The 14095-nt window shown below is 75.4% G+C and carries 16 protein-coding genes; 9 read left to right on the top strand and 7 right to left on the bottom strand.

The genetic code is table 11. The annotated features are described in order from the left end of the window. Positions 1 to 10: 10 nt before the first annotated feature. The 4 genes from CFP65_RS35695 to CFP65_RS35680 form a co-directional block, all read right to left on the bottom strand. On the bottom strand, positions 11 to 2380 hold the full coding sequence (locus CFP65_RS35695; RefSeq protein ID WP_104820060.1) for a GMC family oxidoreductase: 2370 nt from the start codon (positions 2378 to 2380) through the stop codon (positions 11 to 13). Positions 2381 to 2464: 84 nt separating this feature from the next. Further along, on the bottom strand, positions 2465 to 2992 hold the full coding sequence (locus tag CFP65_RS35690) for a hypothetical protein (RefSeq protein ID WP_254552740.1): 528 nt from the start codon (positions 2990 to 2992) through the stop codon (positions 2465 to 2467). Continuing rightward, positions 2979 to 4784 carry a thiamine pyrophosphate-requiring protein gene (locus CFP65_RS35685; RefSeq protein WP_104820059.1) on the bottom strand — a complete coding sequence of 602 codons (1806 nt, stop codon included), beginning with the start codon at positions 4782 to 4784 and terminating at the stop codon, positions 2979 to 2981. The genes CFP65_RS35690 and CFP65_RS35685 overlap by 14 nt, the downstream gene beginning before the upstream one ends. 79 nt (positions 4785 to 4863) lie before the next feature. Next, positions 4864 to 5745, bottom strand: coding sequence for a SigB/SigF/SigG family RNA polymerase sigma factor (locus tag CFP65_RS35680; RefSeq protein ID WP_254552739.1), 882 nt, complete (start codon positions 5743 to 5745; stop codon positions 4864 to 4866). A gap of 147 nt (positions 5746 to 5892) precedes the next feature. Here CFP65_RS35680 and CFP65_RS35675 point away from each other — a divergent pair, with 147 nt between their 5' ends. Further along, positions 5893 to 6216: a plasmid stabilization protein gene (locus CFP65_RS35675; protein ID WP_104820058.1), complete on the top strand. Its 324-nt coding sequence runs from the start codon at positions 5893 to 5895 to the stop codon at positions 6214 to 6216. A 123-nt stretch (positions 6217 to 6339) separates the two neighbouring features. On the opposite strand, the gene CFP65_RS35670 is transcribed toward CFP65_RS35675, so the two are convergent. Both CFP65_RS35670 and CFP65_RS42670 read right to left on the bottom strand, forming a co-directional pair. Beyond that, the gene (locus tag CFP65_RS35670) at positions 6340 to 6792 is read right to left on the bottom strand and encodes an ATP-binding protein (RefSeq protein WP_104820057.1); all 453 of its coding nucleotides are present in this window, start codon (positions 6790 to 6792) and stop codon (positions 6340 to 6342) included. A 9-nt stretch (positions 6793 to 6801) separates the two neighbouring features. Further along, entirely contained in the window at positions 6802 to 7371 is a 570-nt protein-coding gene (locus CFP65_RS42670) for an STAS domain-containing protein (RefSeq protein ID WP_104820056.1), read from the bottom strand. A 59-nt stretch (positions 7372 to 7430) separates the two neighbouring features. On the opposite strand from CFP65_RS42670, the gene CFP65_RS35660 reads away from it, so the two are divergent. The 8 genes from CFP65_RS35660 to CFP65_RS42280 all read left to right on the top strand — a co-directional run bounded on the left by CFP65_RS35660 (position 7431) and on the right by CFP65_RS42280 (position 12418). Beyond that, positions 7431 to 7937: a DUF6328 family protein gene (locus CFP65_RS35660; RefSeq protein ID WP_104820055.1), complete on the top strand. Its 507-nt coding sequence runs from the start codon at positions 7431 to 7433 to the stop codon at positions 7935 to 7937. A 69-nt stretch (positions 7938 to 8006) separates the two neighbouring features. Beyond that, the gene (locus CFP65_RS35655) at positions 8007 to 9041 is read left to right on the top strand and encodes an SDR family oxidoreductase (RefSeq protein WP_104821360.1); all 1035 of its coding nucleotides are present in this window, start codon (positions 8007 to 8009) and stop codon (positions 9039 to 9041) included. After that, positions 9038 to 9238, top strand: a complete 201-nt coding sequence (locus CFP65_RS35650) for a hypothetical protein (RefSeq protein WP_104820054.1) — start codon at positions 9038 to 9040, stop codon at positions 9236 to 9238. The genes CFP65_RS35655 and CFP65_RS35650 overlap by 4 nt, the downstream gene beginning before the upstream one ends. 211 nt (positions 9239 to 9449) lie before the next feature. After that, positions 9450 to 9794, top strand: coding sequence for a Na+/H+ antiporter subunit E (locus CFP65_RS35645; protein ID WP_104820053.1), 345 nt, complete (start codon positions 9450 to 9452; stop codon positions 9792 to 9794). Between the two features lie 34 nt (positions 9795 to 9828). Beyond that, entirely contained in the window at positions 9829 to 10299 is a 471-nt protein-coding gene (locus CFP65_RS35640; protein ID WP_104820052.1) for a monovalent cation/H(+) antiporter subunit G, read from the top strand. A gap of 102 nt (positions 10300 to 10401) precedes the next feature. Continuing rightward, positions 10402 to 11145, top strand: a complete 744-nt coding sequence (locus CFP65_RS35635) for an MnhB domain-containing protein (RefSeq protein WP_104820051.1) — start codon at positions 10402 to 10404, stop codon at positions 11143 to 11145. Next, the gene (locus CFP65_RS35630) at positions 11142 to 11486 is read left to right on the top strand and encodes a sodium:proton antiporter (RefSeq protein WP_104820050.1); all 345 of its coding nucleotides are present in this window, start codon (positions 11142 to 11144) and stop codon (positions 11484 to 11486) included. The genes CFP65_RS35635 and CFP65_RS35630 overlap by 4 nt, the downstream gene beginning before the upstream one ends. Continuing rightward, positions 11483 to 12418, top strand: coding sequence for a proton-conducting transporter membrane subunit (locus CFP65_RS42280; RefSeq protein ID WP_104820049.1), 936 nt, complete (start codon positions 11483 to 11485; stop codon positions 12416 to 12418). The genes CFP65_RS35630 and CFP65_RS42280 overlap by 4 nt, the downstream gene beginning before the upstream one ends. A gap of 24 nt (positions 12419 to 12442) precedes the next feature. On the opposite strand, the gene CFP65_RS35620 is transcribed toward CFP65_RS42280, so the two are convergent. Beyond that, positions 12443 to 14095, bottom strand: coding sequence for a SpoIIE family protein phosphatase (locus CFP65_RS35620; RefSeq protein WP_104820048.1), 1653 nt, complete (start codon positions 14093 to 14095; stop codon positions 12443 to 12445).

The following is a 14095-nucleotide window of genomic DNA, read 5'->3' as shown; positions in this document are numbered from 1 at the left end:
CGGTCGGTGGTCACGTCGGCACCCGCGTCCCGGCCCGGGCGCCGGCGGCGAGCAGCGCGGCAGCCCGGTCGACCACGGCCATGATGGTCAGCGCCGGGTTGGCGCTGCCCTGGGTCGGCAGCACGCTGCCGTCGGTGATCAGCAGGTTGGGCACGGCGAAGCTGCGCAGGGAGTGGTCCACCACCCCGTCTTCCGCGCGCCGGGCCATCCGGCAGCCGCCGACCAGGTGGGCGTACCGGTCGATGGTGATCACCTCGCCGGCCCCGGCCGCGCGCAGGATCGACTCCATCACCTCGCGGGCGGCGGCGATCAGCTGCCGGTCGTTCTCGCACTGCGAGAAGGCGAACTCGGCTACCGGCAGCCCGTTGCGGTCGGTCTCCGCCGCCAGCGTGACGCGGTTGTCGGGCTGGGGCAGCAGCTCGGCCATCGCGCCGAAGGTGGCCCAGTGCACGTAGTCGGAGAGGTAGGCGCGCAGGTCGGCGCCCCAGTGGCCCTGGGCGACCACGTGCTCGGCCCAGGTGATCGGCATCGGCGAGATGTTCTGGATCGCGAAGCCGCGCTTGTAGGGCTTGGCCGGGTCGGTCTCGTAGTACTGCTCGGTGGTGACCTCGGGCGGCGGTGCCTTGTATGCGCGGATCTCCTCCTCGAACCGGCCGGAGGTCTGCGGGGCGCCCTGCACCATCACGTACCGGCCGACCAGGTCGTGGTCGTTGCAGAGGCCCTCGGGGAAGCGCCGGCTGGTGGAGTTGAGCAGCAGGCGCGGGGTCTCGATCGCGTACCCGGCCACCGCCACCGTCCGGGCCCACTGCAGGTGCTCCCGGCCGTGGTGGAAGTACCGCACCCCGCACGCCAGCCCGTCCGGGCCGAGCTCGATGCCGGAGGCCATGCAGCCGTCCCGGATCTCGGCGCCGTGGATCAGCGCGTCGGGCACGTGGGTGATCAGTGGGGAGGCCTTGGCGTTGACCTTGCAGCCCTGGAGGCAGAAGCCCCGGTAGATGCAGTGCGGGCGGCGGCCGAACCGGCCGTTGGTGATCGCCACCGGGCCGACCCGGGCCTGGATGCCGAGCGCGGCGGCCCCGCGCAGGAAGACCTCGCCGTTGCCGCCGACCGGGTGCGGGGCGTACGGGTAGGGGTGCGGCTCGCCCCAAGGCCAGTACTGGCCGGCCACCGGCAGCTCCTGCTCCAGCCGGCGGTAGGGCTCGCGCAGGTCGGCGTAGCTGATCGGCCAGTCGGCGCCGACCCCGTCCCGGGTGCGGGTCTCGAAGTCGGAGGGGTGGAACCGCGGGGTGTACCCGGCGAAGTGCACCATCGAACCGCCCACGCCCCGGCCGGAGTTGTTGGAGCCCAGCGGCACCGGGTCGGTGCCGGAGATCACCCGGGGCTCGGTCCAGTAGAGGTGGTGCGAGCCGGCCTCATCGCTCACCCAGTCCTTGAGCGGATCCCAGAACGGGCCGGCCTCGAGCACCACCACCGACCAGCCGGCCCGGGCCATCCGCTGGGCGAGCAGGCTGCCGCCGGCCCCGCACCCGACGATCACCAGGTCGACCTCCTCGCTCTCCCGGTGGCGGCGCATCGCCCGCCGCAGGCTGTGGTCGAAGCCCTCGCCGTGCTCGGGCAGCAGCCAGGCGGAGAGGTTGCGCCGCCGCACCTCGCGCTCGGCCCGGGCGTTGGCGGCCACCGTCTCGGCGGCGGCCCGCAGCCGCGAGTGCCGCCCGGGGTCGGTGGCGGGCGGGGGCGGCTTCGGCGGCTCCCGGTCCGGCGGGCGCGGCGGCTCGTTCCGGACGTCCCGCACCTCCCAGGGCTCGCGCTGGTCCACCCCGAGGCGCAGGTAGCCGCGCGGGTGGGCGGGGCCGCCGAAGCCGATCTCGTTCCAGGCCTCGGGGTGGGAGTAGTAAGCGGTGCAGGCGTAGCGGGTCCACAGGCTCCAGACGTGCTGGGCGGGCAGGCCGTGCCAGCGCTCGCCGCTCATCTCCTGGATCCGGCCGACCAGCGCGTGCTGCTGCACCCGGCGGAGCGCGGCGAAGGAGCCGTCGGCGTCCGCGTCCAGCGCCGCGAGCGAGCGGCGCCAGGCCTCGCCGTCCATGGGCATGTCGGCGTAGTGCCAGCCGTCGGTCTGCAGCTCCGCCAGCCGGGCGTCGATCATCGCCAGCACCGGCACCGCCGGCCGGTCGAGCAGCTGGTCGAGCAGCGCCCGCGCGGTGGCCTCCTCGGCGGGGGTGAAGAACCGCAGCGGCGGCTGCGGCCCGCCGGCCCGGGCCAGCACCACCGAGGCCGTCGCCCCGTCCCAGTGCTTCGCCTGCCCGAGCACGTCGTACCCGGGGAACCGTTCGGCCCGCCCGTCGCCTCCCGTCCGCCGCTCGCTCCCGCCACGCCCGGCCATCACGCCTCCCCCGCCGCGCCGTGCCGCCCGCGGGCCGCCGGCCCGCACCCGGCGGCGACCCCGCCCGGCCCTCGGCCGCTCCGCTCACTCATCCGCCGTCCCCTCCCGCCGCAGCACCGCCGCCACCAGGCCCATCCCGCCGACCATGCTCATCAGCAGCGGCGCGAACAGCGGCGGCCCGAGCTCCACGTTGTACCGGGCCATCGCCCAGCCGCCCGGCTTCTGCGCGATGCCCCGCACGTGCAGCCAGGTGCCCTGCAGCCCGTTGGCGGCGATCGCCGCCGAGGCGACCGGCAGCAGGGTCCTGGCCGCGCGCGGGCTGGCCGCCCCGGCCAGCCCGGCCGCGCCGCCGATCGGGCCGAGCACGACCGGCCACCACATCACCCTGTTGCCGAAGCCGGCCCGGTCGTGCTCGAGGAAGATCTCGGCGCCGGTCACCAGCGAGCCGAGCCCGGTGGCCAGCGCGAGCGAGCGCTGGAACCGCCCCGTCCGCACGTTCCCCAGCAGCGCCCCGACCAGGCCCTCCCCCGGCCGCGGCAGGCTCGGCCCGGCCCTCCCCGGCCGCCGCCCGATCCGCGTCGCGCCGAACCGAGAGCTCTCAGCGGCGCCCATGGTGACTCCCGAGGCCCGGCACCAGCTCCTGCACCTTGGCCTTGAGGCCCTGCCGCACCATGCCGGCCCGGTCCGGGTCGCCGTGCAGCACCGAGGCCGCAGCGGCCTTGATCTGGTCCCAGGTGGCGTGCGGCGGGATCGGCGGCACCGCCGGGTCGGTGTGCAGCTGGAGCAGGTACGGCCGGTCCGCGGCCAGCGCGCGCTCCCAGCTCTCCGGCACCTGGCCGCGCTCGGTGACGTCCTCGGCGCCGAGGCCGAGCGAGGTGGCGAAGCCCGCGTAGTCCACCGGCGGCAGCTCCTGTGAGGGCAGGAAGCTCGGCGCGCCCTCCATCGCCCGCATCTCCCAGGTCACCTGGTTGAGGTCCCGGTTGTCCAGCACCGCGACGATCAGCCTGGGGTCCTCCCACTCCCGCCAGTACTTGGCGATCGTGATCAGCTCGGCCAGGCCGTTCATCTGCATCGCGCCGTCCCCGACCAGCGCGATCACCGGCCGGCCAGGGTGGGCGAACTTCGCCCCGATCGCGTACGGCACCCCGGGGCCCATGGTGGCCAGCGTGCCGGAGAGCGAGCCGCGCATCGTCCCGCGGAAGCGCAGGTGCCGGGCGTACCAGTTGGCCGCCGAGCCGGAGTCCGCGGTGACCATCGCGTCCTCGGGCAGCAGCCCGTCCAGGCAGTGCACCGCCCACTCGGGGTTGATCGGCTCGGCCTCCACCTCGGCCCGCCCGCGCATCACCTCCCACCACCGCTCGGTGTTGCCCGTCACCGTCTCCCGCCAGCTGCGGTCCTCCTTGCGCTCGAGCAGCGGCAGCAGCGCGTCCAGCGTCCGGGCGGCGTCGCCGACCAGGTTGACCTCGTACGGGTAGCGCAGGCCGACCATGAACGGGTCGAGGTCGATCTGCACCGCCCGGGCCTGGTCGAACTCGGGCAGGAACTGGGTGTACGGGAAGCTGGAGCCGACCGTCAGCAGGGTGTCGCAGTCGCGCATCAGCTCGTAGGACGGACGGGTGCCCAGCAGTCCGATCGCGCCGGTCACGTACGGCAGGGTGTCGGGCAGCGCGTCCTTGCCGAGCAGCGCCTTGGCCACGCCCGCGCCGAGCAGCTCGGCCACCTGCTCGACCTGCGGGCGGGCCTGGCGGGCGCCCTGGCCGATCAGCATGGCCACCTTCTGCCCGGAGTTGAGCACCTCGGCGGCCCGCTTCAGGTCCTCCGCCTCGGGCAGCACCTGCCAGCGCGGGGAGCCCAGGCTGGAGGGCACCATCTTGAAGGCGTGCTCGGGCGGGCTGTAGTCCAGCTCCTGCACGTCGGCCGGCACGATCACGGCGGTGACGGTGCGGCGGGCGGTGGCGGTGCGGATCGCCCGGTCCAGCACGTTCGGCAGCTGCTCGGGCACGGTGACCATCTGGCAGTACTCGGCGGCCACGTCCTTGAACAGGCTGAGCAGGTCCACCTCCTGCTGGTACGAGCCGCCCATCGCGCTCCGGTTGGTCTGCCCGACCAGGGCCACCACCGGCACGTGGTCGAGCTTGGCGTCGTAGAGGCCGTTCAGCAGGTGGATCGCGCCCGGGCCGGAGGTGGCGGCGCAGACGGCCGTCCGGCCGGAGAACTTGGCGTAGCCGACGGCCTCGAAGGCGGCCATCTCCTCGTGCCGGGCCTGGACGAAGACCGGGTGGTTGTCGGCCCGGCCCCAGGCCGAGAGCAGCCCGTTGATGCCATCACCCGGATAGCCGAAGACGTATTCGACACCCCAGGCGCGCAGCCGCTCCAGGATGTGGTCGGAGACCTTGACGGACACGACGGTTCCTCCTCAGCAGACGACAGGCCCCCCGCAGCGCGGCTATCCGCTGCGGGGGCCCCAAACACCGCCGGCCCGGTCAGCCGGGCGCCCAGCCCGGTGCCTCCCGGTCCTCCAGCTGCTCCCGCAGCCCGGCCAGCACGCCCGAGAGCAGCCGGGAGACGTGCATCTGCGAGACGCCGACCTGCCCGGCGATCTCCGACTGGGTCAGCCCGTCCCAGAACCGCAGCTTGACGATCACCTGCTCGCGCCGGGGCAGCTCCGCCAGCAGCGGCCGCACGGCGGTGCGGAAGTCCACCAGCTCCAGCTCGGGGTCGCACCCGCCCAGCCGGTCGAGCAGCGCAGTGCCGGCCTCCTCCCCGTCGTGCTCGTGCAGCGCGTCCAGCGAGGTCGGCCGGTACACCCGCACCGCGACCAGGCCCTCGACCACCTGCTCGATCTCCAGGCCCAGCGCCTCGGCGATCTCCTCCGGGTTGGGCCGCCGGCCGAGCTCCTGCTCCAACCGGTCCGAGCCGCGCGCCACCGCCAGGTAGAGCTCCTGCATAGCCCGGGGCACCCGCACCGGCCAGGAGGTGTCCCGGAAGAACCGCTTCACCTCACCCGCGATGGTCGGGATCGCGTACGTCACGAACTCCACGCCCCGCTCGGGGTCGAAGGCGTCCACCGCCTTGATCAGGCCGACCGTGCCGACCTGGACGATGTCCTCCATGTCCTCGGCCCGGTGCCGGAACCGCCCGGCGATGAACCGCACCAGCGGCATGTTCAGCTCGATCACCGTGCCGCGGACGTAGCTGTACGCGGCACTCTCCCGGGGCAGCCCGGCCAGCCGGGCGAAGAGCGCGTCGCTCAGCGCGCGCGCCTCCAGCTTGCCCATCCCGCGCAGCTCGACCTCGCTCAGGCGTCGCGGCAGGTCGGTGTCCGGTCGGACGTACCGCTCGCCGATCTCTCCTGTGATGGACACGGCCGCATCTCCTGCTCCTTGAGGCCCTCCCGCCCTAGTCCTCCTACCCGGCCCCTCCCACCCCAGTCGTCATATCAACCGATTTATAGCGATTCACCCGGGTAGACGTAGCGCGTACTGACCCCGACCAGTAGCCAGGAGGAAGCCATGCCACGCGGATCGAGCCCCAAGCGGGAGCGGCAGTACGAGCACATCAAGGAGAGCGCGCTGGACCGCGGCGAGAGCGAGAAGCGGGCCGAGGAGATCGCCGCCCGCACCGTCAACAAGGAACGCGCCCGCCACGGCGAGTCCAAGACCGCCAGCCGCAGCTCTACCCACGACATGTCCTCCAGCCGACGCGGCGGCCTTCGCTCCCACAGCGGCTCGCAGGGCCCCACCTACGACCAGCTCTACAACGAGGCCAAGCAGCGCAACATCCACGGCCGCTCGAAGATGAACAAGCGCGAACTCGCCAAGGCCCTCGGCCGCTGAGACCGCCGAGCCGGCCACCGGCTCCCGTGACGTACCCCACCGGGAGCCGGCAGCTCTCGGCGCCAGGGCCGACGGGCGCCGGCCGATGCCCCCCTCAGGCCGGACCGGTCCCCGCCGGACCGGCTACCGCTGGTCCGGCGGTCGAGGCCCTGCCGGGTGGTCCACCTCCAGCCAGACCAGCTTGCCCTTCCCGTCCCCGGTCGGCTGCGAGCCCCAGCGGTCCGCCAGCTGTTCGACCACCCGCAGGCCGTGGCCGCCCGGGCGGGCTGGATCCGGCTCGCCGCGGAGCCGGGGCGGCGTGGCCGCGTCGTCGGCGACCTCCACCCGCAGCCGCCGGCCGTCCCAGTCCAGCCGCAGCTCCCGCGGACCGCCGGGCGCGTACAGACAGGCGTTGGTGACCAGCTCGGAGACCATCAGCAGCACGTCCTCCTCCGCCTGCCCGGGCCGCCAACCCCAATCGGCCAGCACCCCCCGGCTGAAGTCCCGGCACCGCCGCACGGCACCGTACGCCGCGGTCATCGTCAGTCGCCGACTTCGGGCGCCGTTCTGCGCGCGGGTCACCACCGGCCCGTCCATGTGGCCTCCTCACCTCGCCCCGGCCCCGCCGGGTACTGGTCCTCCGTCGTCGGCCAACGCCGCGGCCACGTCCGGATGGACCCGCAGCACCGCATCGGCCCCGGTGATCTCGAACAGCCGCGCCACCGCCGGCCGCAGCCCCGCCACGTCCAGTCGCAGACCGGCCGTCAGCGCGTCCAGCCGGGCCCGGAGCAGCATGTTCAACCCGGTGGAGTCACAGAACGTCACTCCCGCCAGGTCCACCACGATCCGCTCCACCCCGGCCTCGCGCTCCGGCACCGCCAACGCGGCCCGTGGCCCGGCCACCGAGTCCCGGTCCAGCTCTCCGGCCACCGTGACGATCCGCACCGCCCCGATCCGCCGCACCGCCACCCGCAGCCGCCCGAACCGCTCCTCCCAGCCCGGCCCCCGCCCGCCCTCCTGCGGCCCGCCCCGGGCCGACCGGTCGGCCTCGCCCGATCCGACCGACCCGACCGATCCGACCGGCCGGTTCGGCCCGCTCGGCCGGTTCGGCCGGTTCGGCCCGGACGGTCCGGGCGGCTCGGGGCCGGCCCGGGAGACCGTCTGTCTCTCGTTCATGCCGCGCGTTTGCCCGGCCGCCGGTCGGCTACACGCCACCCGATGACGGAGGAGCAGCGATGACCACACCCGACGGCACCAAGGCCCATCCCCGCTCCGGCCGACGGGAGTCGGCGGAGGAGCGGGCGGACCGCCGCTGGACGGATCTGCTCCAGGAGGTCCGGGTGGCCCAGACCGGTTCGCAGGTGCTCTTCGCCTTCCTGCTGAGCGTGGTCTTCACGCCCCGCTTCACCGGACTCGACGGCTTCGACCAGGGGTTGTACGTGGTCACGGTGGTGCTCGGCGCCCTCGCAGTCGGCGCACTGACCGCCCCGGTGGCCTACCACCGGATCTTCACCGGCCACCGCTTCAAGCCCCAACTCGTGGACGCCGCCTCGAGCTTGGTGGTGGTCGGGGTGGTGCTGCTGGCCCTCACCATCGGCTCCGCGATGCTCCTGCTGCTCCGGGCCGCCACCGGCTCGGCGGCGGCCGGCTGGATCACCGGTGGGGTGATGTTCTGGTTCCTCACCTGCTGGCTGATCCTGCCGCTGCGCCACCTGCGCCGCCAGAACCACGGCCGGGACTGACCACCGGCCCGCCGGAGCCTCCGGCCCCGCCCGGTGTTTCAGCCCGGGCAACCCGGCAAGACGATGGCCATGCGCATCCGTCCCCGTCCTCAGCCCCCCGAGCCCCGCACCGTGGTGATCACCGGAGCTAGCGGCGGCGTCGGCCGGGCCTGCGTCTCGGCCTTCGCCGAGCCCGGCACCCACCTGGTGCTGGTCGCACGCGGCGCGGCCGGGCTGCACGCGGCGGCGGCCGAGGCCCGGGCGCTCGGCGCCGAGGCCACCGTCGTCCCGGCCGACGTCTCCGACCCGGCCGCCTGCGACCGGGTGGCCGAGCGGGCCGAGGAGTTCGGCCCCCTGACGGTCTGGGTCAACGCCGCCTTCGCCTCGGTCTTCGCGCCCTTCACCGAGATCACCCCGGCCGAGTTCCGCCGGGTCACCGAGGTGACCTACCTCGGGTACGTCAACGCCACCCGCGCCGCGCTGACCCGGATGCTGCCGCGCGACCGCGGCACCGTGGTGCAGGTCGGCTCGGCCATCGCCTACCGGGGCATCCCGCTCCAGACCGCCTACAGCGGCGCCAAGCACGCGATCCAGGGCTGGCACGAGGCGCTCCGCTGCGAACTGCTGGCGAACCGTTCGCACGTGCGGGTCACCATGGTCCAGCTGCCCGCCGTCAACACCCCGCAGTTCGACTGGGTGCTCAACCGCCTGCCCGGCCGGGCCCGCCCGGTCGCCCCGGTCTACCAGCCCGAGGTGGTCGCCCGGGGCATCCGGTACGCGGCCGACCACCCGCGTCGGCGGGAGTACTGGGTCGGCGGCAGCACGGCGGCCACCCTGCTGGCCAACGCGGTGGCGCCTGGCCTGCTCGACCGCTACCTGGCCCGGACCGGGGTGGACGCCCAGCAGGAGGACCGGCCGCGCCGGGCCACCGACCCGGTCAACCTGTGGTCCCCCGCCGACGAGCGGACCGACCACGGCGCGCACGGCCGCTTCGACGACGAGGCGCACCCGCGCAGCGTCCAGGTCCGGGCCTCCCAGCACCACACCCTGCTGGCTCTCACCGGCGCCGCCGCCCTGCTGGCCGGCGCCGTCCACCACCACCGCAGAGGAGCCTCCCCGCCATGACCGACCAGGAGAGCACCGCGCCCGAGCAGGGCACCCCCACCCCGAAGGACCCGCCCGTCACGGTCGAGACCCCCGAATCCCGGATGACCGGCGAGGGCTCCCCGCCCCCGCCCGCGGAGCCGGGCGACCAGGAGCACCCGGGCGGCGAGGTGGCCGAACCGGCCGAGGACCCCGACCCTCACGAGACGCCGGACTGACCGCCCCCGAACGGGTGATCCGGCCCGTCTTTCCCGTGCGCGAGGGCGTTGCGCACGGGACGCCCGCGCCCGCCCGCCGGTAGACCGGTACCCCGACAGGCCGACGCCCCGACGGATCGCTCGGCCCCGGCCGGGAGGGCCCGCGACCGAACAGGGGCTGAACACCGTCTTCATCACCCCGGTCACCCCGCTCGAGCTGGCCGTCGGCGGGGTGGCGGCGGCCCTCGGCGCGCTCGGCGCCGTCGCCGTCCACCGCGCCTCCGGCGCCACTCCCGGCCCGCCGGCCCGCGCCCTCCGCGCGCTCCGGGCCTTCCCCTGGACCCTGCTCGCCGAAACCGGCCGCCTGGCGGTGCTGCTGCTCCACCCGCGCACCCACGGACCGGTCTTCCGCGAACTCACCCTCGCCCCCGGGGCCGGCCCGGCCTGGGCCGCCGCCCTGCTCTCGGCCACCCCCGGCGCCTACGCCGTCGCCACCGACGGACGGACCCTCACCGTGCACGCGCTCGACTCCCGGGTCTCCCCGCTGGAGCACGCGCTGACCGGCGAGCCGACGTGAACCGCCGCACCGTGGCCGCCCCCGGCAGCCGCCGGTGAACGCCTGGCTGCTCGCCGCCGCCGTGCTCGCCCTCGGCGGCCTCGGGCCCTGCCTGCTGCTCGGCCTGCGCGGCGCGCCCCAGCACCGTCTGGCCGCGCTCAACCTGGCCTCGGCCGTGACCACCACCGTGCTCCTCCTGCTCGCCCAGGGCTTCAGCCGGCCCTCCTACACCGATCTCGCCCTCGCCCTGCTCTGGCCGGGTACCGCCGCGCTGCTGCTCGCCGCCGTGGCGCTGATCCGCCTGCCGGGGCCGTACACCCGGCTGCACGCGCTCTCCATCGCCGGCACCCTGGGCGTCCCCCTGATCGCGCTCGCGCTCGCCGTGGATACCGGCCCCGGCCGGGCCGCCGTCAAGCTGCTGGTGATCGGCCTGCTCTCGGCCGTCGGCGGCACCGTCACCACCATGGCCGTCGGCCGCACCACCAGGCTCACCGACGAGTTCACCGACCGGGGAGCCGGCCGGTGACCGACACCCTGATCGTGATCGCCCTGCTGCTCACCGCCACCACCGCCACGGCCGCCGCCCCCACAGCGACTCCGCTCGCCAGGCCCCCGGGGACGGCACCGAGTGAGCCACTCCGCCCGCCGGCGCCTCTTCCTGCTCGGCGCCGCCGTCCTCGCCGTGGCCCTGGCCGTCACCGTCACCCAGCTCCCGCAGTTCGGGGCCCTGGTGCACCCGTACGGCGACCGGGCGGTGGCGGCCGGTCTGGGCCACCGCACGGCCAACATCGTCTCGGCCGTCAACTTCGACCAGCGCGCCTTCGACACCCTCGGCGAGGAGTCGATCCTCTTCGCCTCGGTGCTCGGCGCCACCCTGCTGCTCCGGCCGGCCCGGGACGAGCACCGCCGCCGACCGGCCCCCGAACCGGTGCTGCCCACCACCCGCCTGTTCGGCGCCACCCTGCTCCCCGTCGCCCTGCTCACCGGCGGCTACCTGGTCGCGCACGGCCAGCTCAGCCCCGGCGGCGGCTTCCAGGGCGGCGTGGTGCTGGCCACCGGTCTGCACCTGGCCTACGTGGCCGCCGACTACCGGGCGCTGCGGCGCATCCGCCCGCTCACCGTGCTCGACGTGGCCGACGCGGTGGCAGCCGGCTCCTACGCGGCCCTCGGCCTGGTCGGCCTGGCGGCCGGCGCCTCCTACCTCGCCAACACCCTGGCGCTCGGCACCTTCAACCAGCTCTCCTCGGGCGGCCTGGTCCCGGTGATCAACGCGGCCGTCGGCATCGAAGTCGGCTCGGGCGTGATCGTCCTGCTCGCCCACTTCCTCGACCAGGCCGTCGAGGTCGTGCCGACCGGAGCGGAGGCCCGATGAGCGTGCTGCCCTACCTGGTGGCGGTCTGGATCCTGCTCGCCGGGCTCTACGGCCTGGTGACCAGCCGCGATCTGGTCCAGGCCGTGGGCTGCCTGGCCGTCGCCCAGTCCTCCACCTACGTGCAGCTGCTCGCCGTCGGCTACCGCCAAGGCGCCACCGCCCCGGTCTACGCCGATCTGCCCACCGGCTCACCGGTGGTCGACCCGGTGGTCCAGGCCCTGGTGCTCACCGACGTGGTGGTCGGCGCCACCGTCACCGCCCTGCTGCTCTCCCTGGTCATCCAGCTCCGCAAACGCCACGGCACCGTCGACCCCGAACGCCTCACCGGCCTGCGCGGATGACGGCCGCCCCGGCCTCGGCCCACCTGACCGCCTCGGGCCTCTCCACCGTGGCCCACGTCGGCCTCTTCCTGATCGGCCTGGCCGTGCTGACCCCCGAGGGCCTGGCCGGCACCGCCCTCTACGTCCTGGCCCACGCGGGCACCAAGGCCGCCCTGTTCGGCCTGACCGGCGTGCTGCTCGACCGCTACGGCTCGGTGGACGAGACCGGCCTGCACGGCCGGGCCCGCGAACTCCCGCTGGTCGGCGTCCTGTACGGCCTCGGCGCGCTCGCCCTGGCCGGGCTGCCGCCGTTCGGCACCGGCCTCGGCAAGGCCGTGGCCGAGGAGGCCGCCGCCCGCCACTCCCCCTGGTTCCCGGCCGTCTTCGTCCTGGTCTCCGCCCTCACCGGCGGCGCCGCCCTGCGCGCCGCCCTCCGGGTCTTCGCCGGCCTCGGCTCACCCCCGGTCGGCCACGATCCGGTCGCCACCTCCGGCGAGGGCGAGGCACCCGAGGTCCGCGGGCCCCACCGCCGCATCCCGGTCCCGATGGTCGCCGTCCCGGCCGCCCTGCTCCTGGCCGGGCTGGCCACCGGCCTGCTGCCGCCGCTCTCCCGCGCCCTGGCCACCGCCGCCGCAGCCTTCACCGACCGCAGCGCCTACCTCGCGGCCACCCTCACCACCGCCAGCCCACCCCCGGGCACCCCGCCCCCTTCCGCCTGGTGGACCGCCTCCGGCCTGGCCCTCGGCCTGCTCTCCGCCGCCCTGGCCACCGCCCTCGCCCTGGCCGCCGTCCGCCGCGCCCCCCGCCGCGACCCCCGCCGCTCCCCGAGCCGCCTCCACCGCGCCCTGCTCCACCCCCTCCGCCGCCTCCACTCCGGCCTGATCGGCGACTACGTCGCCTGGCTCACCGTCGGCCTGGCCGCCCTCCTGCTCGCGCTGGCCGCCCTCGCCTGAGCCCGTCCCCACCCGAGGCCGGGCTCAGCGGCCCTCCGGGGGCACCCGGAGAGCGAGCAGGGCCACGTCGTCGTCGTTGTCCGGCGGCCGGACGCGTTCCAGGACACGGTCGCAGAAGCCCTCCAGGCCGTGGTGGGCCAGGCTCGCGGCGTGGCGGCGCAGCCGGGCGAAGCCCGGCTCGATGCCCTCGTGGCGGGATTCGACCAGGCCGTCGGTGTAGAGCAGCAGGGTGCAGCCGGGTGGCAGGCGGACGGAGGTCTCGCCCCGGGCGATCCGGGCGCCGGTGCCGAGCAGCAGGCTGCGCGGGGCCCGCAGGTACTCCGTCCGGCCGTCTGCGGTGACCAGCAGCGGGGGCGGGTGGCCGGCGTTGGTCCAGTCCCACCGCCAGCCGGCCTCGGGCAGGCGGGTCAGCCGGCCGAGCACCAGGGTGGCGGTGGTGAGCGCGTCGACCCGGCCCATCGCCGCATCCAGCAGGTCGACCACCCTGCCCGGCGGGCCCTGCTGCGACCAGGCCAGGGCGCGCAGCATGTTGCGCAGCTGCGCCATCCCGGCGGCGGCCTCCAGGTCGTGGCCGACCACGTCGCCGATCACCAGCGCGGTGGCCTCCTCGGAGAGCGCGAAGGCGTCGTACCAGTCGCCGCCGACCTGCGAGGCGTCCGGGGCGGAGAGGTAGCGGGCGCACAGCTCCACCCCGGGCACCCGCGGCAGCTGCGGCAGCAGATGGCGCTGCATGGTCTCGGCGACCCGGCGCTGGCGCTGGTAGAGGCGCGAGTTGGAGATGGCCAGGCCGGTCCGGCGGGTGAGGTCCTCGAGCAGCGAGAGGTCGCGGGTGGCGAACCGGACGGGGTTGGTGCTGCGGCCCAGGGTGAGGGCGCCGAGCACCTCCCGGGCGCCACGGATCGGGGCGATCGCGGCGGAGTGCATGCCGGTGGCGGCGAAGAGCTCGCGCTGCACCACGGCGATGCCCGAATCGGGCTCACCCCGGTAGACCTCGGGGCCGGCCACCGAGGCGGCCCCGCCGCGCAGCGCGCGCGAGAGCGGCAGCGGCGAGCGCTGGGTGACCACCGGCATCGGGCCCTCCAGGCCCGGGTGCCGCACCACCCGGCCGTCCCGGTGCTCGACCACCCGGGCCCGCCGGACGTCGCCGGTCTCGTCGACCAGGTCGACCACCAGCCAGTCGGCCAGCCGGGGCAGCACCAGCGGGGCCAGCCGGTCCACCGTCTCCTCCTCGTTCATGGTGGAGGTGAGCGAGGTGGTGGTCTCGGCCAGCAGGCCGAGCCGCTCCAGCTCGGTGAGCGTGCCGGGGGCGCCGATCAGGGCGTCGGCGGCACTGGGGTGGAAGAGCACCAGGGTGGCGCCGGGGCCGCCCCCGGGGTAGGGGGTGGCGGTCCAGTGCACCGGCAGCAGCCGGCCGTCCCCGCGCAGGAAGCTGGTGCCGGAGCCGCTGCACGCGGTGCGGGCCAGCACGGCGTCCATCAGCGGGCAGCCGGCCCGGGGCAGGGTGCTGCCGTCCGGGGCGCGGTGCAGCAGCTCGTGGTGGTCCCGGCCGAGCACCGCGGCCCGCTCCAGCGCGAGCAGCCGCAGGGCCCGCTCGTTGACCGTGGTGAGCCGCCCGCCGTCGTCCACCACGTAGGCCCCGAGGTCACCGACCTCGGGGCCCGCTCCGGTCGGGGTCAT

The organism is Kitasatospora sp. MMS16-BH015, from assembly GCF_002943525.1.
In the GTDB taxonomy this organism is placed as follows: domain Bacteria; phylum Actinomycetota; class Actinomycetes; order Streptomycetales; family Streptomycetaceae; genus Kitasatospora.
The sequence above is the reverse complement of the archived record's forward strand: the minus strand, read 5'-3'. Positions and strand labels throughout refer to the sequence as shown.